Here is a 21,746-nt window from a genome sequence, read left to right as displayed (position 1 = left end):
ATCCAGCGAACCACGACCGGAGGAGCGAGCCTGTGACCAGATTCGGATACACGCTGATGACCGAGCAGAGCGGCCCACGCGAACTCGTCGGGTACGCCGTCGCCGCCGAACAGGCGGGATTCGATTTCCTGGTCAGCAGCGATCATTTCTCGCCCTGGCTCGAGGAGCAGGGGCACGCACCGCACGCCTGGACCATGCTCGGCGCGGTCGCGCAGGCCACCGATTCGATTCCGCTGATGACCTACGTGACCTGCCCGACGCTGCGCTATCACCCGGTGATCGTGGCTCAGCAGGCCGCGACGTTGCAGATCCTCGCCGAAGGCCGGTTCACCCTGGGGCTGGGCAGCGGGGAGAGTCTCAACGAGCACGTGGTGGGCATGGGGTGGCCGGGTGTGGCCGAACGCCACGAGCGGCTCGAGGAGGCGATCGGCATCATCCGCGATCTGCTCGCGGGCGGGACGGTGAACCGGCACGGGCATTGGTACCGGGTCGATTCCGCGCGGATCTGGGATCTGCCGCCGGATCCGGTGCCCCTCGCGGTGGCCGTGTCCGGTGCGCGATCGGTCGAGCGGTTCGCGCCGCTGGCGGATGAGATGATCAGCACCGATCCGGACGCGGATCTCGTCCAGTCCTGGCGGCAGGCCAGCGACGGCGACGGGGCCGTACGAGTGACCGGCCAGGTGCCGGTGAGCTGGGATACGCACCGGGACAAGGCCGTTCAGCGTGCTCACGAGCAGTTCCGGTGGTCGACCGGCGGGTGGGACGTCAATTCGAATCTGCCCACCACGGACGGGTTCGCCGCAGCGACCCAACTGGTCCGGCCCGAGGACGTCGCCGACTCGATTCCGTGCGGCCCGGACCTGGACGCGGTCGTGGAGGCCGTCCGCCCCTACTGGGAAGCCGGATTCACCGATATCGCACTCGTGCAGGTCGGCGACGAAGCGCAGCAGCAGTTCCTCGACGAGGCGGCCGGACCGTTGCTCGAGAAACTCCGCGCGGCCGCCGCCTGATCCGAGTCCGGCACGGTCTGGGCAATCGCGACATAAGCGACTGCCCAGACTTGATCTTGCATGGTCGTGGATCAATATCTACTATCGCCGTACGTAGGTAGTAGATGGCCCAGTTCCTCACACGACCCTCGGAAGCGGGAATGCGACCACCAGACTCCTCCCGGACTTACGGCCAGTATTGCGGATTGGCACGCGCGCTCGACATCGTCGGCGAACGCTGGAATCTGCTGATCATCCGCGAATTGCTCATCCACCCAGCACGATACAGCGATCTGCAGGCAGCACTGCCCGGCATCGCCACCAACCTGCTCGCCGATCGACTGCGCGCACTCGAGAGTGCGGGCGTGCTGCAGCGCCGGCTCGATCCGGGAGTACGAGGTGTGACCTATCACCTCACGCCATGGGGCGAGGAACTGCGCAGCACGGTCGAATCGCTCGTGGCCTGGAGCGCACCCTTGATGGAGTCAGGACCCCGGCGCGGGGACGCCTTCCGCACCCACTGGCTCGTGGTCGCATTGCGAGCCCTGCTGCGAGGCAAACGATCCGAGCGACCGACCGTAATCGGCGTGGAAGTCGAAGGCGAGCTCGTGGCAGTCCGCGTCGACCACACCGGCACCCACACCACCCTCGACCCCGCCCAGCGACCGGCAACGGTCTTCCACAGCGGCCCGACAACGGTCTTGGGTCTGGCAGCGGGCAGCATCACCATCGAGCAGGCGACAGCGATGGGCGAACTGCGCGGCGACGAACACGACCTCGCCGCCGTCTTCAGCCAGACCTGAGCCCGGGCACCATCGCCGAACATCTGGTACACCGCGAGTGTGAGACCGAATACCCCATCGGACAACGCTGTTCACGGGTCACGCCCATTGCTGTTCCTCGACGTCGACGGCCCACTGCTCCCGTTCGGAGCTGACCCGCTCGACCTCTCTCCCACCACCGAATCCGGGCCGGCCCGATCGCGGTTGACCCACGCCCTCGGGCACCGGCTGGCAGGCCTCCCCTGCGAACTGGTCTGGGCCACAACATGGGAAGAGGAAGCCAACACCCACCTCGCACCGCTATTGGGCCTGCCGCCGCTCCCCGTGGCCCATTGGCCCGAGCCCACCGCATCACAGATTCACGAAGACCGCTGGTTCGGATTGTCTTGGAAGACACGCACTCTCGTGGCCTGGGCAGCCGGCCGCCCGTTCGCCTGGGTCGACGACGAGATCACCGAAGCCGACCGCGAGTGGGTGGCCGGACACCATCCCGCACCCGCGTTCCTACGGCAGGTCGACTGCTTTCAGGGCCTGACCGACACCGACTTCGAGGTCCTGCACGCCTGGCTGCGAACCGGACCGGCGCACCCGATGCCATGAACCGGGCACGCCTCCCTCGGCTACTCGAAATCGTATGTGAGCGTGTAGGTGTGGACGCCGTCGGTGGAGTCGAAGCCGCCGGTGCCGGTGAGGCCGGTGAGTTCGCCGGTGGCGGATCCGGGCAGGACCGACCATTGGGCGCGGGAGTTTCCGTCGGGGTCGAAGGTGCCGGTCATGCGGAGCACGAAGGTGCCTGTGCGGTCGGCGAGGGTGCAGTTCATGCGTTGGAGGCTGTCGAAGGCGCCGCTGCCGTCGGCGGCGGTGCAGGTGAGGCCCCGCCATTCGGCGTCTCCTTCGATGGCGCCGCTGTAGGTGTCGTGACCCTCGGAGATGCCCAGGGCCGGTGCGTCCGTGGCGTCGGCGAACGGGGCCTGTTCCCAGGATTTCGATTCGATGGTGCCGGTCGCGGTAGTCGGTGTCGTCATGGCTTCGACGCTATGGTCGAGATCGGGTGCCGTCTTGAACAAACGCGAACAGCAGGGGCCATGGACCACAGGACCGCCGAGCCGGCGCGTGGGCTGCTCGATCCGCAGTCGGGGGCGGGCGTCTACCGCGAGGCGATGATCCCCGCCGCCGACGATCTCACCGACATCGTGGCCCACCACTGGTCCGTGCGCTGGGACCTGATCGGCCGCGACCCCTTCGTCGTGGAAGTGCTCCCGAGCCCCGCGGTAGTACTCGTGGTCGACAACGGCCAATGCCGCATCCACGGCGTACTACGCGGACGATTCACCGACACCCTGTCCGGGCGCGGCGAGATCTTCGGAACCACCTTCCGCCCCGCCGGATTTCACGCACTCCTCGGCACCCCCGTCGCCGACCTCACCGACCGCGTCCTCCCCGCCGCGGAGATCCTCGGCCCCACCGCCGACCACCTCGCCGCCCCCACCGATACCGAAACCCGCCGCACCACAGCGGAAGCCTTCATCCGCGACCGCCTTCCACCCGACCTGGCCCACACCCCTCTACTGAACGAGATAGTCGACGAAACCCGCACCAACCGTTCGATCCTGCGCGTAGACGACCTCGTCCACCGCTCCGGCATAGCAAAACGCCACCTCCAAAAACTCTTCCGCGAATACATCGGCGTCTCCCCCAAATGGGTAATCCAGCGCTACCGCCTCCACGAAGCCGCCCAACGCCTCGACGAACACCCCATCGACCTAGCCACCCTCGCAGCCGAACTCGGCTACGCCGACCAGTCCCACTTCACCCGCGACTTCAAAACCATGGTCGGCCGCTCCCCCACCACCTACCTCCGCCACGAATGACCAGCATCGGCAGCCACGATCCGGCGCTGGCTCAAGGTCATCATGAGTCGCTGAGCACAGGTGTCGGTGGGAGTGGGTAGCGTCTGGAGCTGTGGAAATTGGGGAACGGATGCAAGAGCTCGCTGACCGGATCGTGGTGCTGCGGGAGGCCTACTATCAGGGGTCGCCGCTGGTCGCCGATGCCGAGTACGACCTGATCGAGGACGAGCTGCGGGAGTTGGTGGGGGCTCATGCGGAGCTGGCGCCGGATCCGAATCCGCTGGAGCAGGTGGGTGCGCCGGGGGTACTGCACGCGCCGATCCGGCATTCGCGGCCGATGCTGTCGCTGGAGAAGGCGACCAAGCCCGAGCAGGTGGCGGCGTTCTTCGATCGGTTCCCGGGGCAGTCGGTGGTGGTGATGCCGAAGCTGGACGGGCTGTCGCTGGCGCTGGTGTTCGAGGACGGGCGGTTGGCGCGGGCGATCACGCGCGGTGACGGGACCACCGGGGATGACGTGACCGTGCTGGTGCGGGCGCTGGTCGACGGGGTGCCGGAGAAGATCGACAGTCCGGGGCGGGTGGAGGTGCGCGGCGAGGCAGTGATGCTGCGCTCGACGTTCGCGGCGTACAACACGGCGCATCCGGACAAGCCGTTGATCAATCCGCGCAATGCGGCCGCGGGCACGCTGCGGGCGAAGGATCCGGCCACGGTCGCCGAGCGGCGGTTGCAGTTCTTCGGATTCGATCTGGACGACTCCTCGGGCGATGCCGCACTGGATCTGGAAGACGGATTGCGGGCCCTCGGCATCGCCGGTGCGCAGATGCGGCACTGCGACGACGCCACCCAGGCGCAGGCGGCGATCAGCGCGATCGAGGACGGCCGCAACGACCTGGACTACGACCTCGACGGCGCGGTACTGCGGCTCGCGGACCGGGATGCCTACGCCGCGGCCGGAACTCGCTCCAACTCGCCGCGCGGCGCGCTGGCGTTCAAATTCGCCGCCGAGGAGAAGACCACCCTGCTGCGCGAGGTCATCTGGGATGTCGGCAAGACCGGCAAGATCGTGCCGGTGGCGTGGCTGGAGCCGGTGTTCGTGGGCGGCACCACGGTCACCAAGGCCACGCTCGCCAACCAAGAGGTGATCCGCGCCCGCGACATCAAGATCGGCGACACGGTGCTGGTGCGCCGCGCCGGTGACGTGATCCCGTTCGTGGCGGGCGTGCTCGATGCCGCCAAACGCACCGGCGCGGAACAGGAGATCGTGCCGCCCACGGTGTGCCCGTCCTGCCAGCAGCCGGTCACCGAACAGGGCAACAGCCGGGAACTGTTCTGCACCAACGTTTCCTGCCCCGCGCAGACGGTGCGGCGGCTCATCCACTGGGCTTCGCGCGCGGCGGCCGATATCGACGCCATCGGCCCGGTGTGGATCGAGCGGCTCGCCGAGGCGGGCATCCTGGAACAGCCGTCGGACTTCTACACCCTGACCAAGGAACAGCTGCTCGAATTCGACCGTGTCGGTGAGGTTTCCGCGCAGCGCATGATCGACTCGATCGATGCCAGCCGCCAGGTCGGCCTGCGCCGCGCCCTCATCGGCCTGGCCATTCCGATGGCCTCCGACGGCACCGCGGCCCGCCTGGCCCGCTCCGGCTTCGGCTCCCTGGAAGAGGTCGCCGACGCCGGAGAGGAGCGTCTCGTGGCGGTGGAGGACATCGGCCCCAAGGTCGCCGCCTCGCTGGTCGCGCACCTCACCCGGCTGCGCCCGGAACTGGATCGATTGCGCGCCAACGGCGTCTCCCTCGATGTCCGCGAGGAGGATCTACCGCCCGTGGTGGCCGCCGGCGCGCCCCTGGAGGGCAAGACCGTGGTGATCACCGGCGCCATCAGCGACCCGCGCTCGGGTGAGAAGGTCGCCCGCCCGACCTTCCAGCGGTTGTGCGAGAAGGCCGGGGCGACAACGGCTTCGTCGGTGTCGGCGAGCACCGACATGCTCATCACCGGCGCGGGCGTGGGCGACAGCAAACTCACCAAGGCCGAGAAGCTCGGCGTCGCGGTCGTCGATCAGGGCGAGATCTGGACCATGCTGATCGACGCCAACGTCGTCTAGGCCTCGGCGACGCCGGCGGGGCGGGCCGGTGGTTCGTGGTGCGACACCGCCGGAATGGGTCGCACCGGCGCGGCTGCCTCGGGAGCGGCAGCCGCCGACTCGGGAGCGGCGGCTTCGGTTCCGACGGCGGCGACCCCGGCGGCGACCTTCTCGGCCTCGGTGTCGGTCGCGGGAATCTCGGTGCCGTGCAACGAGGTTCCCGCCGTCTCGCGCAGGAACGCGCAGGCCACGAGGCCGACCAGCGACGCCGCCACCATGTATCCCGCAGGGAACAGTGACCAACCGGTTCGTTCGATGACCGCCTCGTTGACCAGCGGGGCGGTACCGCCGAACAGGGCGGTGGACACGTTGTAACCCAGCGCGAATCCCGCATATCGAACATGCGTGGGGAAGATCGCCGGGAAGGTCGAGCTGATGGTGGACAGCTGCGGAACGTAGAACAGCCCCAGCACCACGAATGCGACGACGGCCCAGGCGGTTCCGAGCCCCATCAGCATGTACATGGGTATCGCGAGCACGGTCAATCCGATCAGCGAAACGAGCCACATCGGCCGCCGCCCGACCCGATCGGAGAGCCGCCCGAAGAACGGCAGCGACACCATCATGACCACCTGCCCGATGAGCATCATGGCCGTGGTGGTCGATTCACCCAGCCCGAGCGTGCGTTGCAGATAGGTCGGCTGATAGGTGAGCAGCGTGTAGTTCACCACGTTCAGCGCGACGACCAGCCCGATCAGCGTCAGCACCTCACGGCGGTAGGTGGTGAGCACCTCGCGCAACCCACCCGGCGGGGTATCGCGAGAATCCTGCTCCGACAGCTCGGTGAACACCGGCGACTCGTCCAGCTTGGCGCGCAGATACCACCCGGTCAGCCCCAGCGGCACGGCCAGCAGGAACGGAATCCGCCACCCACCGGCGTACATGGCGTCCGAACCCAGCGCCAGCTGACAGGCCAGCACCACCGCTGAACCGCCGACGAAACCGGCGAGCGTGCCGAATTCGAGGAAGCTGCCCAGGAATCCGCGCTTGCGATCGTTCGCGCATTCCGCCAGATACGTTGCCGCGCCGCCGTATTCGCCACCGGTCGAGAATCCCTGCACGACGCGCAACAGGATCAGCAGCACTGGCGCGAGCACGCCGGCCGTGGCGTGGGTGGGCAGCAGCCCGATGGCGCCGGTGGCCGCCGACATGAGCAGGATGGTGGTCGCCAGCACGGCTTTGCGCCCGATGCGGTCGCCCAGCGGCCCCCACACCATGCCGCCGAGCGGGCGCAGCACGAAGGAGACCGCGAAGCCCAGCATGGTGCCGAGGGTGCCCAGCGAGCCCGGGAAGAAGGCCGACGTCAGGTATCCCGCCGTGGCCGCGTACACGCCGTAGTCGAACCACTCGGTGGCATTGCCCATGGCGCTCGCGGCGACCGACCTCCGTAGCGGAAAGCCGGGTTTGTTCGGTTCCGTGGTTTCTCGCACGAAACAGACCGGTACCCATGCAATCGCCGCGCAAACGGTGGCGGTCCGGCACGGGTGCGCGGGCGACCGGTCCCACCAGCGCCTAAACCCGGTCTGTGATCGTGGTCACAATTGAATCGAATGGCAAAGTCATTGGCCGTATTTCGATTCCGCGGCCATCATGTCGAGGTGACTCCGTATCGCCTGGCCGAGCCGCCGTTGTTCACCCGCCTGCGGGATGCCACCCGGGTGCTGATCGCGGGCGCGGGCGGCGGATTCGACGTGTACGGCGGACTCCCGCTGGCCGTGGCCTTGCAGGCGCAGGGCAAGACGGTGCATCTGGCGAATCTGTCCTTCAGCAATCTGCGCCGGCTGGCGCTCCACGACTGGTTCGCGCCCGGAGTGGCCGCGATCGGCCCGGAATCGGCGGGCAACGACGACTATTTCCCGGAGCGCAGCCTGGCCCGCTGGCTGGCGAGCACCGGCCGCGATCCCCTGGTCTACGCCTTCCCCAAATCCGGCGTCCGCCCCTTGCGCGCGGCCTACGCGGCCCTGGTCGAGCGGCTCGGCATCGACACCATCGTGCTGGTGGACGGCGGCACGGACATTCTGCTGCGCGGCGACGAAGCCGGGCTGGGCACACCGCAGGAGGATATGACCAGCCTCGCGGCCGTCGCCGGTCTCCCGGACATCAATCGACTCGTGGTCTCCGTCGGTTTCGGCGTCGACGCCTACCACGGCGTCTGCCACGCCCACGTCCTGGAAAACCTGGCCGCCTTGCAGAAGCAACACGCCTACCTGGGCGCCCTGTCCATCCCCGCAGAAAGCCCCGAAGGCACAGCCTATTTCGCCGCCGTCGTGCACGCCCTCGCCGAAACACCGCTGCGCCCCAGCATCGTTCATTCCCAGATCGCCAGCGCCCTCCGCGGCGAATTCGGCGACGTCCACGCCACCGACCGCACCTCGGGCACAGAACTCTTCGTCAATCCCCTCATGGCGATGTACCTGTCCGTCGACCTACCAGCCTTGGCCCGCACGGTCGAATACCTCCCCCACCTCGAACCCACCGAACACGCCTACCAGGTGGCCCAATTGATCGAAGCCCACCTGACCTCGCGCCCCGAACCCCGCCCCGCCGGTTTCATTCCGCACTGACATCAACGACGGCACAGATGCTCCGGGCTCAACAGGCGCGTCAGCACCGCGTCGTCGATCAGTGCATAGCGGCGCACCAGCTCCGGAATCGAGGCACCGGTGGCAATCGCTTCGGTGACCAGCGCGGATACCGCTTCGTACCCCAGCACCGGATTGAGCACGGTGGCGATGCTGGCCGAGCCGAGGACGGACTCGCGCATGCGTTCGGGGTTGGCCGTGATGCCGCGGATACAGCGGTCCCCGAGCACCCGCACCGCGGCGGTGAGGTGGGTGAGCGAGGCCAGCAGCGCGCGGGCGATGATCGGTTCGAAGGCGTTGAGCTGCAGTTGTCCGGCTTCGGCGGCCATGGTGATGGTGAGATCGTTGCCGATCACCTCGAAGGCGACCTGGTTGACGACTTCGGGGATGACCGGGTTCACCTTGCCCGGCATGATGCTCGAACCCGCCTGCACGGGTGGGAGATCGATCTCGCCCAGGCCCGCGCGCGGTCCGGACGACAGCAGCCGCAGGTCGTTGCAGATTTTCGACAGTTTCACCGCGGACCGCTTGGTCACCCCCGAGAGCTGAACGAGCGCACCGACGTCGGAGGTGGCTTCGACCAGATCCCGGGCGGTGGCCAGCGGCAGTCCCGTGATCCGGCGCAGGTGCTCGCACACGATGCCCGGGTACGCGGGATGGGTGTTGAGCCCGGTCCCGATCGCGGTGCCGCCCAGGTTGATCTCGGCGATCAGCAGGGCCGCTTCGGCGAGGCGATCGGCGTCCTCGCCGATGGTCACCGCGAAGGCGCCGAATTCCTGCCCCAGCGTCATCGGCACGGCGTCCTGTAGCTGGGTCCGGCCGAGTTTGATCATCCCGGCGAACTCGGCCAACTTCGCCCGGCACTCTTCGCCGAGTACTCGAAGCGCGTGTTCCAGTGCGCGCGCAGCGAATCCGATCGCCACCTTGACCGCGGTGGGATAGACGTCGTTGGTGCTCTGTCCGCGATTGACGTGTTCGAGCGGGTGGACGAGGCGGTAGTCGCCGCGCTCGTGGCCGAGGATCTCCAGCGCCCGGTTGGCGATCACCTCGTTGGCGTTCATATTGGTGGAGGTCCCGGCGCCACCCTGGATCTGGTCGACCACGAAATGGTCGTGCAGCGCCCCGCCGCGAATCTCGGCGCAGGCCGCGATGATCGCGTCGGCGATATCGCCGTCGAGCTCGCCGAGCTCCCGATTGGCTTGCGCCGCCGCCTGTTTCACCGCGGCGATCGCGACGACCAGGTCGGGCAGCCGGGAGATCGGCACCCCGCTGATCGGGAAGTTCGCCAGCGCGCGTGCGGTGTGCACGCCATAGTAGGCGTCGGCGGGAACATCGTGGAAGCCCAGCAGATCGTGCTCGGTGCGGACGGTGGACGGAGTCGATGCGACCATGACTGTGCTCCTGCGTCAGTCCGCGCGGTGGCCGCGGATCAGGCGATGGCGGATCCGGGTATCGGTGGCGGCGTCGACGATCGTGCCCGCCAGCGCCGCCGCACCCTGCCCGATCGCCGCTTCGGCCACGGGCGTGACGGTGGCGGTGGCGAACTCGGGTTGATGGTTGACCGCGGGCATCGAGTCGATGCCGATGTAGGGATGGATGGCCGGGATGAGCTGGGACACGTTGCCCATATCGGTGGAAGCCCGGGCCATCATCGCGTCCGCGCCGGAACCGAACCGGCGCCCGACCGCGATCGCGCGCCGCTCGTAGCAGGCGAGAAGTTCGGTGTCCGTGCGGAATTCGGCGTAGGGCTTCGACTCGGGCGTAATGGTGAGTGCGGCGCCCGAGGCCCACGCGCCCGCTTCGAAGCAGCGCAGGATCCGGGGTTCCACCTCGGCGAGTTCGGCGAGCGTTTCCGCGCGCACGTACCACCGGCCGGCGGTGTGTTCGGCGATCGCGTTCGGCGCCTCACCGCCGCGCGTCATCATGCCGTGCACCCGCACCGAGTGCGGCAGTTGCTGGCGCAGCAGCCCGATCGCGACCTGCGCGATGGTGAACGCGTCGGCGGCGTTGACGCCCCGCTCGGGGTAGGCGGCGGCGTGCGCGGATCTGCCTCGATACTCGATGTGGCTGTGCGACACCGCGAACGGCCGGGCCACGGCGACGTCGACGGGGCCGGGGTGGACCATCGCCGCCGCGTGCAGTCCGTCGAAACCGCCGCGTTCCAGGAGTTCGATCTTGCCGCCGCCGCCCTCTTCGGCGGGTGTGCCGAGCACCGACACCGTCAGGCCGAGGTCGTCGACGACGGGTGCGAGCGCGAGCGCGGCGCCCACCGAGATGGCCGAGATCAGGTTGTGGCCGCAGGCATGTCCGAGACCGGGCAGCGCGTCGTATTCCGCGCACACCGCGACGTGCAGGTCACCGCTGCCGATCCGGGCGGCGAACGCCGTGTCCAGATCGCAGTACCGCTCGGTGACCTCGAATCCGTTGTCCGCCAGCTGTTCCGCCACCCGGCGCGCCGATCTGACCTCCTCCCAGGCGATTTCGGGGTGGTCGTAGAGATCGCGGGACAGCCGGACCAGGCCCGGGTGGGCGGCGGCCACTCCGGCGGTGACCACATCGTCGATCGTGGTCACAGGTCACCCGGAACGCCGTAGGAGGGCGCGGCCGTCGGATCGATTCCGCGCATCCGGTAGTCGGCCTTCTGCGGTCGCCAAAGCTCCCACAGGGCAACGAGATCCGTCAGCGGGTCGGCGGCGTAGTCGACCCGCAGATCGGTGACCGGCCAGGACACATCGTCGACGACCAGCAGACCGGCGGAGTGCACCGACCCCGCCTCCCCGCCGGCCGCCGTCCCCGCCCTGAGCCCGTCGAGCAGGCGGTCCTCGAAGGTCTCCGCATCGCTGCCGGTGTAGCCAGCGAGCAGCGCGGCGACGACCCCGTCGTGGGCGAGCAGATTTCCCGCCGCCACGGCGTGCTCACCGACGGCCTCGGCATACACGCCCAGGCTGTGGGCGCCGGAGTGCACGGCGGTGCCGCCGTGGATATCGACGACGGTCACCTGACGGTGCTCCGGGTACCGCTCCGCAGCCAACGCCGCTTCCAGCGCCGCCGCGGCGCCGCGCCCCTCGGCCAGCAGGTCGAGCACCCGCGTACCGAGCGCCGGATTCGTAATGTTCTGCGAGGCAACAACTCCCACCCCCGCACGGGCGTGCGCACAGCGTGCCGCCACGGCGGGGCTCGACGAGCAGATGACCATGCCGAAAACCCCGGTGCCGGGGTCACGGGCAACCAGGGACAGGGTCATGCGCCGCCGTCCTTCGGGTCGCTGAGCACCGCCGTGGCGTCGATCTCGACCAGCCATTCCGGCCGGGCGAGGGCTTCGACGACGAGTCCGGTCGAGACCGGGAACACGCCTTCGAGCCACCGCCCCATCACCCGATACACCGGTTCGCGGTAGCGGATGTCGGTCAGGTAGACGGTGACCTTCACGATGTCGCGCAGCGAGCTGCCCGCCTCGTCGAGCAGCATGGCGATATTGGCCATCGCCCGCTCCGCCTGCGCCGCCGCATCACCGATGCCGACGGACTCCCGGGTCTGAAGGTCCTGGCCGATCTGCCCGCGCAGATAGACCACGCCGCCGGCGACCACGGCCTGACACAGGTCGTTCGAGAGATTTTGCTCCGGGTAGGTGTCCTTGGTGTTGAACGGCCGAATCCGCCGGTGGGTGGGAGAAGTCAAGGCGCACAGTTCCTTTCAGATGCTCACGGATGGTTCCGCGGACAGGGACCGTTCGCCCTGCCCCCGGTGCGCGAGATAGCCGCGCTGGATCGCGATCTGCCCGGCGAGGTATCCGGCGTCGTGCCAGACGCCCCACAGGAAGCTCGATCCGCGGTTCGACAGCCATGGCAGGCCGAGGAAGTACAGCCCCGGCTCGGCCGAAACCCCACGCTGGTGCACCGGTTTTCCGCGCTCGTCGAAGGTGTCGACCTGCAACCACCCGTAGTCGTTGGCGAATCCGGTCGCCCACACGATCGTGGTCACACCGGCTTCGGCGAGCACGAGTTCGGCGGCGGGTTCGGTCACGCAGTCCGGTAGCGGGCCGAGCACGTGTGCGTCGGGTTCCTCCGGCAGGTCGAGACCGTTGCGGGCGACATACTCGTCCGCCTCGGCCAGCATCGACAGGTAGTTCGCGTCGCCGTTCTCGATGTTCGTCCGCAGGTCGGACCCGAAGCGCACGACCCCGTCGGCGAAGGCCGTGGCCGTCCCCCACAGGGTGATCCCGTCCGCGGCGAGCGCGCGGAAGTCGACGGTGTGCCCGCCGCGGGCTCCGCTGACGGCGATCGTCACGTGCTCGGCGCCCAGCGGCGGCGCCGCCGCGCCCCATTTGCCCAGCACGCCGAGCCACCAGCAGAAGTCGCGGCCGCGATAGCTGCGCGGCGGGCGGTCGTGGGGCCCGACGGCGAGATGGACCGCACGGCCCGACCGCCGCAGCTCATCGGCGATCTGCACGCCCGATGAGCCCGCGCCGACCACGAGCACCGCGCCGTCGGGCAACTGTTCCGGATTGCGGTAGGAGCACGAGTGGAGCTGATGAATACCGGTGTCGGCGGGGATGACATTCGGGATGATCGGCCGCTGGAACGCACCGGTGGCCGCGACGACGAAGCGCGCGTCGATGCTGCCGCCGGTCGTCTCGACGCGGAAGCCGGGGCGGCCGGTGTTCCGGCGTACCGAGGTGACCTCGACGCCGGTGCGGATCGGCGCGCCGATCTTGTCGGCGTAGGCGAGGAGGTAGTCCGCGACCTGTTCCTTGGTGGCGAATTCATCGGCGGCGATATCGAATTCGAGCCCGGGAAAGCGGTCGTGCCAGGCCGGCCCGTTGGCCACGAGCGAATCCCAGCGCCACGAACGCCAGCGCTCGGCGACACGATCGCGTTCGACCACCAGATGCGCGATGCCCTGGGCGCCGAGGTGCTCGCTCATCGCGATACCGGCCTGACCGGCGCCGACCACGAGCACGTCGATCTTCTCGGTGGACACTCGTACCTCCGGATGCACTGGGAGAGTTGTCGATTCCATGGCTCAGCCGACCGCCGGGCGAATGGCGAACCAGGTGGTCTTCAGGCCGGTGTACTTGTCCAGCGCGTGCAGCGAGAGATCGCGGCCGAAGCCCGACTGTTTGAAACCGCCGAACGGCGTCTGGGCGCTGAGGGCGTCGACGGTGTTCACCGAGACCGTGCCCGCGCGCAGTGCGGACGACACCCGATGGGCGCGATCGAGACTGTCGGTCCACACCGACGCGGCCAGGCCGTACACGCTGTCATTGGCCAGGCGCACCGCCTCGGCTTCGTCGCGGAAGGTCTGCACCGACAGCACCGGGCCGAAGACTTCCTGGGTGACCAGTTCCGCATCCGCGGGCAGGCCCGTGAAGATGGTCGGCTCGACGAAGCAGCCCCGCCCGGCCACGGTGGTGCGGTTGCCGCCGAGCAGCAATTCGCCCTCGGCCCGGGCGCGGTCGATGAACCCCATGACGGTGCGGGTGTGTTCCTCGGAAACGAGTGCACCCAGGGTGGAGGCCGGGTCGAGTGGATCGCCGGGGCGGATCGCGGCGGCGTGCCGCAGCAGCGCCTCGATCAGGTAGCCGGCCGCGTCCTGTTGCACCAGCAGGCGGGAGTTGGCCGAGCACACGGCCCCCTGGTTGTAGAAGGCGCCGAATACCGCTTTCTCCGCGGCCGCGTCGAGATCGGCGTCCGAGAACACGAGATTGGGGCTCTTGCCGCCGCATTCGAGCCACACCTGTTTGAGGTTGGAGTCGGCGGCGTAGCGCAGAAACCGTTTGCCGGTCGCGGTGGAGCCGGTGAACGCGAGCACGTCGACGTCCCCGTGCAGGCCCAGCGCCGCGCCCGCGGTCGGGCCGAAGCCGGGGACGACATTGAGCACGCCGTCGGGCAGACCGGCTTCGGCCGCCAGTTCGGCGAGCCGCAGCGCCGACAACGGTGACTGCTCAGCGGGTTTGAGGACGACGCTGTTGCCGGCGGCGAGTGCGGGGGCGAGTTTCCAGACCGCGAGATCGAGCGGGAAGTTCCACGGCACGACCGCGCCGACCACCCCCAGCGGTTCGCGCGTGACCAGGGCCAGCGCGCCGGGATCGGTGGGCGCGATCTCGCCGGGGATCTTGTCCAGCGCTTCGGCGTAGTAGGTGAAAAGGGCTGCGGCCGACGGCACGTCGACCGTGTCGGCCTCGGTGACGAGCTTGCCCATGTCGAGCGAATCCAGCAGCGCCAGTTCGTGCCGATGCTCGAGTATCAGGTCCGCCAGCCGCAGCAGCACCCGCTTGCGCTCGCCCGATGCCGCCCGGGACCAGACCCCGGACTCGAAGGCCGAGCGGGCGGCACGGACGGCCCGATCCACGTCGGCGGCATCGCCGGCGCAGACCCGCGCCAGCACGTCGCCGGTGGCCGGTGCGATCGAATCGAAGGTCGCGCCCGAAGCGGCGGGGCGGAAGGATCCGTCGATGAACAGTTCGGTGCGCGGCCTGAGTGTTTCGGCCAGGGCCGACCAGTCGGCGACCGAGGAAGGCGCTCTCATCGTCACTCCCCCGGGATGTAGATGGCGAACTGCTTGAGCAGCGGTTCGTCGACCCGGTACTCCCCGCGCCAGCCGCGTTCGAGGGTGAACGAATCGCCGGGACCGAAGGTACGAGCCACACCGTCGTCGGAGGTCAGCGTCAGTGAGCCTTCGAGCACATGGGTGAACTCGTCACCGGGGTAGGACTCGATGTACTCGGTGTAGGGCTGGGCGCGCCAGGAGCCGACGCTGAATCGCTGGTCGGCACTGGCGAGGTGGGCGCTTTCGTGTTCCTGCGGATCTCCGGACCGCAGTGTGGCGGCGGTGACATAGGCGCTGGGGGTCATGGTGGCGGCGAGCTCGGGGCCGGTGGGAACGGGGTTGACGGCAGGCATCGGTGGTCTCCTCAAAGTTGTTGTGCGGCAAGGGACGGGAAGGGCAGCAGCACGGATTCGGTGGACAGGCCGGTGACTTCGCGGCGGAAGGGCACCGGATCGGTGCGGGCGGGCTCGTCGAGTTCCTCGGCGTAGCGGTGGCCCGACCACACGGCGGCGGCGATGGTCCCGGGCGCCCAGGCATCGCCGATACCGCGCACGGAGCGCAGGTCGGCGGCCTGCCATTCGTCCTTGCGCCGGTGCAATTCGGTGTACAGGCCGTCGTTGGGCAATCGCGCGGTGACGAATACAACGCTGTCGGCGGGCACGGTGACGTCGTGGCCGGTGAAGGCGCAGGTCGTCGTCACACCGTCGGCGGCGACCGCGGTGACGGCCCGGTTGACCTGGACATCGACGCCGGCGTTCATCACCCGCTTGCGAATGCGATGGACTTCCATGGTGTTGGTCGTCCACTGCGAGACATGGGCGGCGGGGGTGACCAGGGTGACGTCGAACTTCTCGCGGGCCAGCAGTTCGGCGAGCACGCCACCCAGGTAGTAGTGGTCGTCGTCGAAGAGCACGACCTTGCGACCGCGCGGGCGCAATCCGCCGAAAATGTCGTCGGGAGTGAGGATTTCGGCCCCGGCGTCGATCGGGATCGGGTGGGTGTGCCAGCGTGCGACGCCGTCGCGCCGCCACCGCGCGCCGGTGGCGACGACCACCTGCTGAAAGTCGTTGCCGAGGATGTCATCCGCGGTCATCGGGCTCTGCCGGAAGACCTCGACATTGTCGAGCCGCCGCAATTGCTGCTCGCGGTAGTCCACGACCCGGATCCACGCCGACAGTCCCGGCAGGCTCGATTCGGTGCGCACCCGTCCGCCGAGTTCGCGCGTCGCCTCGGCCAGACTGACCGCGTAGCCGCGCTGACCGAGGGCGCGCGCGGCCTCCAGACCCGCCGGGCCCGCACCCACGACCAGCACCGTCGACTCGGACGAGCGGGGTTTGATCCGCTCGGGATGCCATCCGCGCCGGAATTCCTCGCCCATGGTGGGGTTCTGCGTGCAGCGGATGGGAGACATGGTGAAGTCACCGGAGACGCAGATATTGCAGCCGATGCATTCGCGGATGTCCTCGAGATCGCCGGTCTCGATCTTGCGGGGCAGGAAGGGGTCGGCGATCGAGGGCCGGGCGGCGCCGATGAGATCGAGCACGCCGCTCTTCACTTGGTGCACCATCATGTCCGGTGAGGTGAAACGTCCGACGCCCACAACGGGTTTGGTGGTGAGCTGCTTCAGTCCGCGCACATAGGGCTCTTGCTCGCCCTCGGGCCCGAAGCGGGAGGTGACCGAGTCGTCCTCCCAGCTGCCCAGCACGAAGTCCCACAGGTCCGGAAGCTCGCCGAGCATTCCGATGACGTCTTCCATCTCGGCCCGGGTGATGCCCGCGTCGCCGAGCAGTTCGTCCACCGAGATGCGGCAGGCGACGGCGGCGCGGCCCTCGCAGATCTCGCGGGTGTCCTCGAGGATCTCGCGCAGTAGCCGGACCCGGTTGCGCAGGCTGCCGCCGTACTCGTCGGTGCGGTTGTTGTAGCGCGGGGACAGGAAATGATGCAGCCCGCCGATCGCGTGCCCGGCGTAGACGTACACGATGTCGTACTCGGCCCGCAGCGACCGGCGCACCGCTTCGCGATGCCAATGCCGCAGGTCGGCGATATCGGACCGGGTCATCTCGCGGGCCTGCACCGGGTCGTAGTTCCAGGAGACCACCGGCAGATGCTGCGGTCCCAGCGGGGTCTCGCGGCTGATCAGGTTGGGGCTGTTGAGCCCGTTGTGGGCCAGTTCGATACCGGCCAGCGCGCCGCCCTCGTGGATCTTCTCCGAGATCCGGGTGAGAGCCGGCAGGTCCTGGTCGTCCCAGAGCCGCAGTTCGATGAACGGCCCGATATCGGAGGTGGGGTGGATCTCGACCTGCTCGGTGCACACCACCGCCCAGCCGCCCTCGGCCTTGACCTGCCGCATGTAGGCCTCGCCGGAGGGATCGCGGTAGCCCATGCCGTTGCAGTGCGGAACCTGGAAGAACCGATTGCGGGCGGTCACCGGCCCGATACGGACCGGCTCGAAGAGGATGTCGTAGCGGGGATCACGCACGGCAGGCTCCTGACTGGAGTGGGGATCGGATCGCACCGTTCTTTGCGATTGATCTCAAATAATTGTCCGGCCCGCACTATCTGTCCACCTGGGGAGAGATCAAACCTGAACTTGTTTTCTGATGCAGTTCATAAATAATGTTGAACATGGCGCGTCCGAAGAAGCAGGAGAACAGGCGGCACGAGATGGTGGCCGCCGCGACCGCGGCGATCGCCCAGCGCGGGTTGACCGGGCTGCGCATCAAGGACGTCGCGCAGGAGGCGGGACTGTCGGCGGGGCTGGTCAGCTACTACTACCCCTCGATGGAGGATCTGCTGCTCGAAGTGCACGAAGCGGCGGTGGACCGGTTCTACCGGCGCCGGCTCGACGCCGTGCGCGAGTGCTCCGATCCGGTCGAAAGGCTGTACCGGACAGTGCGACTCGGCATCCCCGATACCGCCGACGACCCGCTGTGCGTGGTGCTCTACGAACTGCATGTGCACGCCAGCCGCAATCCCCGGCACTCGGTGCTGATGACCACGCTGTTCGATCTGGAAGTGTCGCTGTACACCACGGCGCTCGAGATCGGCCGCAGTCACGGCGCGTTCACCTTCACCGCGTCCGCGGACGAAATCGCCCGCACGGCAGTCGGATTGGAGGACGCGTTCGGCTTGCACATCGTCGCTCGCAACCGCCGGATCAGCGCGATCGGCGCCCGCAACAGCGTGCTGGGGTATCTGGAGGCCATGCTCGGCTGCCGCCTCGGCGACTTCGACGCGGCCGAGAGCACGGCGATGTCATGAATTCGCAGCGCCGCCCCGACGTGACCCTCACCCAGCTTCGATACTTCGTCGAAGCGGCCACGTTCCTGAGCATGACCAGGGCCGCCGAACGGCTGATGGTGGCACAGTCCGCGATCTCGTCGTCGATCTCGCAACTCGAGCACCAGATCGGCACGCCCCTGTTCATCCGGCAGCGCTCACGCGGGCTGGTGCTGACCGCCGCGGGCGAGCAGATGCTGCGCGATACCCGCGGCCTGCTCGCGCATCTGGGCGATGTCCTGGACGCCGCGCGCGGTCACGAGGACGCGGTCCGCGGCCGGGTGCGGCTGGCCTCCTTCGTCACCCTGACGCCGTTCCTGCTGCCCCGGCTCATTTCCGATGTGGGACAGGCACATCCGGAGCTGGAGATCGACGTCGTCGAGGTGCGGCCCGACACCGTGCGGACGGCACTGCGGGACGGCAGCAGCGAATTGGCGCTGTGCTACGACCTGGGCATCGCCGACGATCTCGAGTGCGAGACGCTGGCCACCTACGCGCCGCACGTGGTGCTGCCCCCGGATCATCGGCTGGCGGGCGAGACCGCAATTCGCTTGCGCGATCTGGCCGAGGACCCGATGGTGCTGCTCGACCTGCCGGTGAGCCGCGACTACTTCCTCGCGATGTTCACCGCCGCGGGCATCACGCCGACCGTCCGGTATCGGACCGGCAGCTACGAAGCCGTGCGCGGGCTGGTGGCGCGCGGGCACGGATTCTCCATCCTCAATCAGTTGCCGGCCTCGGATCTGACCTACGACGGCGGTCGCGTGGTCACCGTCGCGATCGCCGACGAGGTCGAGCCGCTGTCGGTCGTGCTCGCGAGCCTGAAAGGCGTGCAGCGCACCGCCCGGGTACGCGCGGTCGCCACCCGGATCCGGGCGACCTTCAGCGCATGAATCAGCGCGTACACGGGCCGCGAGCGCGCCGGACTCACCATTTTCGATGATCTGCATCAAAAAACCATAGGCAGGGAAATGCGTCGTTCACATGTTCTGAACACGATGGCGTTGTTTGCTGAACATCATTCATCGAGATGAATCTCAAAGAATGCTCGGCACCCCGAATCGAGACGGAACATGATTGACACCCCGACAGCCCTGGCGACGGAACAATCGGCGCACCTGGTCAAGGCCCTGCGCCGCTTCGACATCGTCTTCCTCATCATCGCCGCTGTCGTCGGCCTGGAAACCCTCGGCCAGGTCTCCACCTTCGGCGCGCAGACCTTCACCTGGGCACTGGTGCTCGCGGTGACCTTCCTGCTGCCCTACGGTCTGGTCTTCGCCGAAGTCGGCTCGACGTTCACCGAGGAGGGCGGCGCCTACACCTGGGTCCGCACGGCCTTCGGCCGCGGCGCCGGCGCGATCGCGGCACTGCTCACCTGGGTCACCCAACCGGTATGGGTCGGCGGCTCGATCTCGTTTCTCGCCGCCGCCACCTGGAACGAGCATGTCGGCAGCCTGCCCGCGGGATCGGTGGGCGACTATCTGTTCAAACTCGGCTTCATCTGGCTGACCGTGCTCGCCGCCGTCGTCAGCCTGCGCCGGGGCAAGTGGATTCCGACCATCGGCGCGATCCTGAAACTGGGGTTGCTGCTGTTCTTCGTCGGCACCACCGTCGCGTACGCGATCGAGCACGGTATCGCCGGACTCTCCTTCCACGACTTCAGCCCCACCATGACCGGCTTGCTCGGGGTCACCCCGATCCTGCTGTTCGCCTACCTGGGTTTCGAATCCTCCAGCGCGGCCGCGGCCGAGATGGACAACCCGGCGCGTGACGTCCCCATCTCGCTGCTGCGGTCCTGCCTGACCGCCGCCGCCTGCTACCTGATTCCGATCTTCGCGATCCTGGTCGTCGTCCCGAAGGACCAGATCACCGGCATCGGCGGATTGCTCGAGGCCATCGGCACCGTGTTCACCGTCTACGGTCCGGCCGCCGAGCCGCTGGCCACGGTCGCGGCCGTGCTGTTCATCGTGATCCTGATGAGTCAGGGCGCGGCGTGGATGATCATCAGCGATCGGGTGCAGGCGGTCGCGGCCGCGGACGGCGCGTTCTTCGGCGGGTTCTTCGGGGTCTTCCATCACCGGCTGGGCACGCCGCTGCGCGTGAACTTCCTGTCCGGCGTCGTGGCCACGGTGTTCATGCTGGTGGCGATGCAGGTGACCGGTTCCAGCGCTTCGGTTTTCGCGGTCGTGCTGAGCATTTCGATCACCACCTTCCTGCTGAGCTACCTGCTGGTGATTCCGGCGGCGATCCGCCTGCGCACCCGATTCCCGGACCAGCCCCGGCCTTTCCGGGTGCCGGTGAGCGATCGCGGCTTCGCGGCGCTGGGCCTGCTCTGCCTCGCCTGGGTCGTGCTCGGCTCGTTCGTGGCGATCTTCCCCGGCGTCTTGGACAGCCTCTTCGGACTCGACTACGACTTCCTGGCGGTGTGGGGTGTCGATCGTGCCCAGTTCGAGCTGTTCACCCTCGGGACGCTGGCCGTCCTGCTGGTGCTCGGCGCGGTCGGGTACTGGCGTGCCGCGGCGGTACGCAATGCGAGCGAACCCATTCCTGCTCTGAGCCCGGCAGAGTAGTCTGCGGAACTGCTTCCATCCGGTGGGAGTGGCGCGGATTGTTCCCGGTGCGGCTCGAATTGTCCCCCCGGCCGGTTCGGCCGCGGCCCTAGGCTTCACGAGCCGAAACTATTCGAGGGGATCACGGTGACGAGAACCGAACCATTCACATTCACCAGCAACGGTGATCAACTGGTCGGGCTGTTGCATCTGCCCGACGGGGAGCCGATCGCCGCGGTGGTCACCAGCGGTCCGCTGACCTCGGTGAAGGAGCAGGCGGCCGGGGCGTATGCGCGGGCCATGGCCGAGCGCGGGTTCGCGGCGCTGGCGTTCGACCACCGGACCTTCGGGGAGAGCGCGGGTGAGCCGCGCCAGTTCGAGAACGGGTTCGGCAAGGCCGAGGACATTCGCAACGCGGTCACCGCGCTGGCCGCCGACGAGCGGACCGCGCAGTTGCCGGTCGTCGCGGTGGGTGTGTGCGCGGGTGCGGGGTATATGGCCCGCGCGGTCGCGGACGATCCGCGGATTCAGGCGTTCACCGGTGTGGCCGGGTTCTACTCCAATACCGCTGCGATGCCGCCGGATCCGGCGGTGCTCGAGCGTGGCCGGGCCGCCGAGGCCAAGTGGCGGGAAACCGGTGTGTCGGAAACCATTCCGGCGGTCGCGCCCGACGGCGGCGATGTGGGTATGCCGCTGCGGGAGGCGTACGAATTCTACGGAACCCCGCGCGGCGCGGTGCCGAACTACACCAATGGCTATGCGGTGGCGTCGTTCGCCTACGGCGACTTCGATTCCATCGAGGCCGCCGCCCGCATCGCGGTGCCGTTCGCCATGGTGCACTCGGAGAACGCGCTGGTGCCGCCGTTCGCCCGCGAGTTCTTCGCGACCGTGCCCGGCGAGAAGTCCGAGGTGTGGCTGGAGTCGATCGGCCAGATCGACTTCTACGACGACCCGAACCTGATCAACCCCGCGGCCGACGTGGCGGCGGAGTTGTTCCACAAGGTGCTGGGGCGCTGAGCCCCG

The 21,746-nt window shown here is 68.4% G+C and carries 20 protein-coding genes; 10 read left to right on the top strand and 10 right to left on the bottom strand.

Annotated elements, in window-relative coordinates; all coding sequences use genetic code 11:
* The first annotated feature begins 32 nt into the window (after positions 1-32).
* The 3 genes from LTV02_RS09250 to LTV02_RS39595 all read left to right on the top strand — a co-directional run bounded on the left by LTV02_RS09250 (position 33) and on the right by LTV02_RS39595 (position 2,371).
* On the top strand, positions 33-1,010 hold the full coding sequence (locus tag LTV02_RS09250; protein WP_233039582.1) for a TIGR03557 family F420-dependent LLM class oxidoreductase: 978 nt from the start codon (positions 33-35) through the stop codon (positions 1,008-1,010).
* A 185-nt stretch (positions 1,011-1,195) separates the two neighbouring features.
* Complete coding sequence (locus LTV02_RS09245; RefSeq protein ID WP_233039581.1) at positions 1,196-1,792, top strand: winged helix-turn-helix transcriptional regulator; 597 nt, start codon at positions 1,196-1,198, stop codon at positions 1,790-1,792.
* 384 nt (positions 1,793-2,176) lie between these two features.
* Entirely contained in the window at positions 2,177-2,371 is a 195-nt protein-coding gene (locus tag LTV02_RS39595) for a hypothetical protein (RefSeq protein ID WP_233039580.1), read from the top strand.
* Positions 2,372-2,391: 20 nt separating this feature from the next.
* Here LTV02_RS39595 and LTV02_RS09235 read toward each other — a convergent pair whose 3' ends face one another.
* A complete protein-coding gene (locus LTV02_RS09235; RefSeq protein ID WP_233039579.1) occupies positions 2,392-2,796 on the bottom strand; it encodes a DUF3224 domain-containing protein in 405 nt (134 codons plus the stop codon).
* A gap of 60 nt (positions 2,797-2,856) precedes the next feature.
* On the opposite strand from LTV02_RS09235, the gene LTV02_RS39215 reads away from it, so the two are divergent.
* Together LTV02_RS39215 and ligA are read left to right on the top strand one after the other, a co-directional pair.
* Positions 2,857-3,642 (top strand): helix-turn-helix domain-containing protein, encoded by a 786-nt coding sequence (locus tag LTV02_RS39215; RefSeq protein ID WP_269821617.1) that lies wholly within the window; start codon positions 2,857-2,859, stop codon positions 3,640-3,642.
* A 109-nt stretch (positions 3,643-3,751) separates the two neighbouring features.
* Positions 3,752-5,725, top strand: coding sequence for an NAD-dependent DNA ligase LigA (gene ligA, locus LTV02_RS09225; protein ID WP_233039578.1), 1,974 nt, complete (start codon positions 3,752-3,754; stop codon positions 5,723-5,725).
* Here the strand turns inward: ligA and LTV02_RS09220 are convergent.
* Complete coding sequence (locus LTV02_RS09220; protein ID WP_233041534.1) at positions 5,722-7,128, bottom strand: MFS transporter; 1,407 nt, start codon at positions 7,126-7,128, stop codon at positions 5,722-5,724. The genes ligA and LTV02_RS09220 overlap by 4 nt on opposite strands.
* Before the next feature lie 186 nt (positions 7,129-7,314).
* Between LTV02_RS09220 and LTV02_RS09215 the strand changes: the two genes are divergently transcribed.
* Complete coding sequence (locus LTV02_RS09215; protein WP_233039577.1) at positions 7,315-8,328, top strand: DUF1152 domain-containing protein; 1,014 nt, start codon at positions 7,315-7,317, stop codon at positions 8,326-8,328.
* 2 nt (positions 8,329-8,330) lie between these two features.
* On the opposite strand, the gene LTV02_RS09210 is transcribed toward LTV02_RS09215, so the two are convergent.
* From LTV02_RS09210 to LTV02_RS09175, 8 genes are read right to left on the bottom strand one after another with little or no spacing between them, the layout of a single operon-like run.
* Positions 8,331-9,737, bottom strand: a complete 1,407-nt coding sequence (locus LTV02_RS09210) for an aspartate ammonia-lyase (RefSeq protein ID WP_233039576.1) — start codon at positions 9,735-9,737, stop codon at positions 8,331-8,333.
* A 15-nt stretch (positions 9,738-9,752) separates the two neighbouring features.
* Positions 9,753-10,910, bottom strand: a complete 1,158-nt coding sequence (locus LTV02_RS09205; RefSeq protein WP_408639394.1) for a M20 family metallopeptidase — start codon at positions 10,908-10,910, stop codon at positions 9,753-9,755.
* A gap of 5 nt (positions 10,911-10,915) precedes the next feature.
* Positions 10,916-11,590 (bottom strand): DUF1028 domain-containing protein, encoded by a 675-nt coding sequence (locus tag LTV02_RS09200; protein ID WP_233039574.1) that lies wholly within the window; start codon positions 11,588-11,590, stop codon positions 10,916-10,918.
* The gene (locus tag LTV02_RS09195) at positions 11,587-12,033 is read right to left on the bottom strand and encodes a RidA family protein (protein ID WP_233041533.1); all 447 of its coding nucleotides are present in this window, start codon (positions 12,031-12,033) and stop codon (positions 11,587-11,589) included. Before LTV02_RS09195 ends, LTV02_RS09200 begins: the two co-directional genes overlap by 4 nt.
* 6 nt (positions 12,034-12,039) lie before the next feature.
* Positions 12,040-13,326 (bottom strand): flavin-containing monooxygenase, encoded by a 1,287-nt coding sequence (locus tag LTV02_RS09190; protein ID WP_233039573.1) that lies wholly within the window; start codon positions 13,324-13,326, stop codon positions 12,040-12,042.
* 42 nt (positions 13,327-13,368) lie between these two features.
* Positions 13,369-14,874, bottom strand: a complete 1,506-nt coding sequence (locus LTV02_RS09185; protein WP_233039572.1) for an aldehyde dehydrogenase — start codon at positions 14,872-14,874, stop codon at positions 13,369-13,371.
* Between the two features lie 2 nt (positions 14,875-14,876).
* Entirely contained in the window at positions 14,877-15,248 is a 372-nt protein-coding gene (locus LTV02_RS09180; protein WP_233039571.1) for a cupin domain-containing protein, read from the bottom strand.
* A gap of 11 nt (positions 15,249-15,259) precedes the next feature.
* Complete coding sequence (locus tag LTV02_RS09175) at positions 15,260-17,374, bottom strand: oxidoreductase (RefSeq protein WP_233039570.1); 2,115 nt, start codon at positions 17,372-17,374, stop codon at positions 15,260-15,262.
* Between the two features lie 146 nt (positions 17,375-17,520).
* On the opposite strand from LTV02_RS09175, the gene LTV02_RS09170 reads away from it, so the two are divergent.
* The 4 genes from LTV02_RS09170 (at position 17,521) to LTV02_RS09155 (ending at position 21,740) form a co-directional block, all read left to right on the top strand.
* Positions 17,521-18,156, top strand: a complete 636-nt coding sequence (locus LTV02_RS09170; protein WP_067708226.1) for a TetR/AcrR family transcriptional regulator — start codon at positions 17,521-17,523, stop codon at positions 18,154-18,156.
* The gene (locus tag LTV02_RS09165) at positions 18,153-19,067 is read left to right on the top strand and encodes a LysR family transcriptional regulator (protein WP_233039569.1); all 915 of its coding nucleotides are present in this window, start codon (positions 18,153-18,155) and stop codon (positions 19,065-19,067) included. The genes LTV02_RS09170 and LTV02_RS09165 overlap by 4 nt, the downstream gene beginning before the upstream one ends.
* A 180-nt stretch (positions 19,068-19,247) precedes the next feature.
* A complete protein-coding gene (locus LTV02_RS09160) occupies positions 19,248-20,744 on the top strand; it encodes an APC family permease (RefSeq protein WP_233039568.1) in 1,497 nt (498 codons plus the stop codon).
* Between the two features lie 126 nt (positions 20,745-20,870).
* Positions 20,871-21,740, top strand: a complete 870-nt coding sequence (locus LTV02_RS09155; protein WP_233039567.1) for an alpha/beta hydrolase — start codon at positions 20,871-20,873, stop codon at positions 21,738-21,740.
* Positions 21,741-21,746 lie beyond the last annotated feature (6 nt).

The organism is Nocardia yamanashiensis (assembly GCF_021183565.1).
GTDB classification, from domain to species: domain Bacteria; phylum Actinomycetota; class Actinomycetes; order Mycobacteriales; family Mycobacteriaceae; genus Nocardia; species Nocardia yamanashiensis.
The sequence above is the reverse complement of the archived record's forward strand: the minus strand, read 5'-3'. Positions and strand labels throughout refer to the sequence as shown.

Excerpts from the sequence above, each read along its gene's own strand:
- LTV02_RS09215 (WP_233039577.1), top strand. The coding sequence starts at position 7,315 with ATGGCAAAGTCATTGGCCGTATTTCGATTCCGCGGCCATCATGTCGAG.
- LTV02_RS09185 (WP_233039572.1), bottom strand. The coding sequence starts at position 14,874 with ATGAGAGCGCCTTCCTCGGTCGCCGACTGGTCGGCCCTGGCCGAAACA.
- LTV02_RS09200 (WP_233039574.1), bottom strand. The coding sequence starts at position 11,590 with ATGACCCTGTCCCTGGTTGCCCGTGACCCCGGCACCGGGGTTTTCGGC.
- LTV02_RS09210 (WP_233039576.1), bottom strand. The coding sequence starts at position 9,737 with ATGGTCGCATCGACTCCGTCCACCGTCCGCACCGAGCACGATCTGCTG.
- LTV02_RS09180 (WP_233039571.1), bottom strand. The coding sequence starts at position 15,248 with ATGCCTGCCGTCAACCCCGTTCCCACCGGCCCCGAGCTCGCCGCCACC.
- LTV02_RS09160 (WP_233039568.1), top strand. The coding sequence starts at position 19,248 with ATGATTGACACCCCGACAGCCCTGGCGACGGAACAATCGGCGCACCTG.
- LTV02_RS09170 (WP_067708226.1), top strand. The coding sequence starts at position 17,521 with ATGGCGCGTCCGAAGAAGCAGGAGAACAGGCGGCACGAGATGGTGGCC.
- ligA (WP_233039578.1), top strand. The coding sequence starts at position 3,752 with ATGCAAGAGCTCGCTGACCGGATCGTGGTGCTGCGGGAGGCCTACTAT.
- LTV02_RS09220 (WP_233041534.1), bottom strand. The coding sequence starts at position 7,128 with ATGGGCAATGCCACCGAGTGGTTCGACTACGGCGTGTACGCGGCCACG.
- LTV02_RS09235 (WP_233039579.1), bottom strand. The coding sequence starts at position 2,796 with ATGACGACACCGACTACCGCGACCGGCACCATCGAATCGAAATCCTGG.
- LTV02_RS09165 (WP_233039569.1), top strand. The coding sequence starts at position 18,153 with ATGAATTCGCAGCGCCGCCCCGACGTGACCCTCACCCAGCTTCGATAC.
- LTV02_RS39215 (WP_269821617.1), top strand. The coding sequence starts at position 2,857 with ATGGACCACAGGACCGCCGAGCCGGCGCGTGGGCTGCTCGATCCGCAG.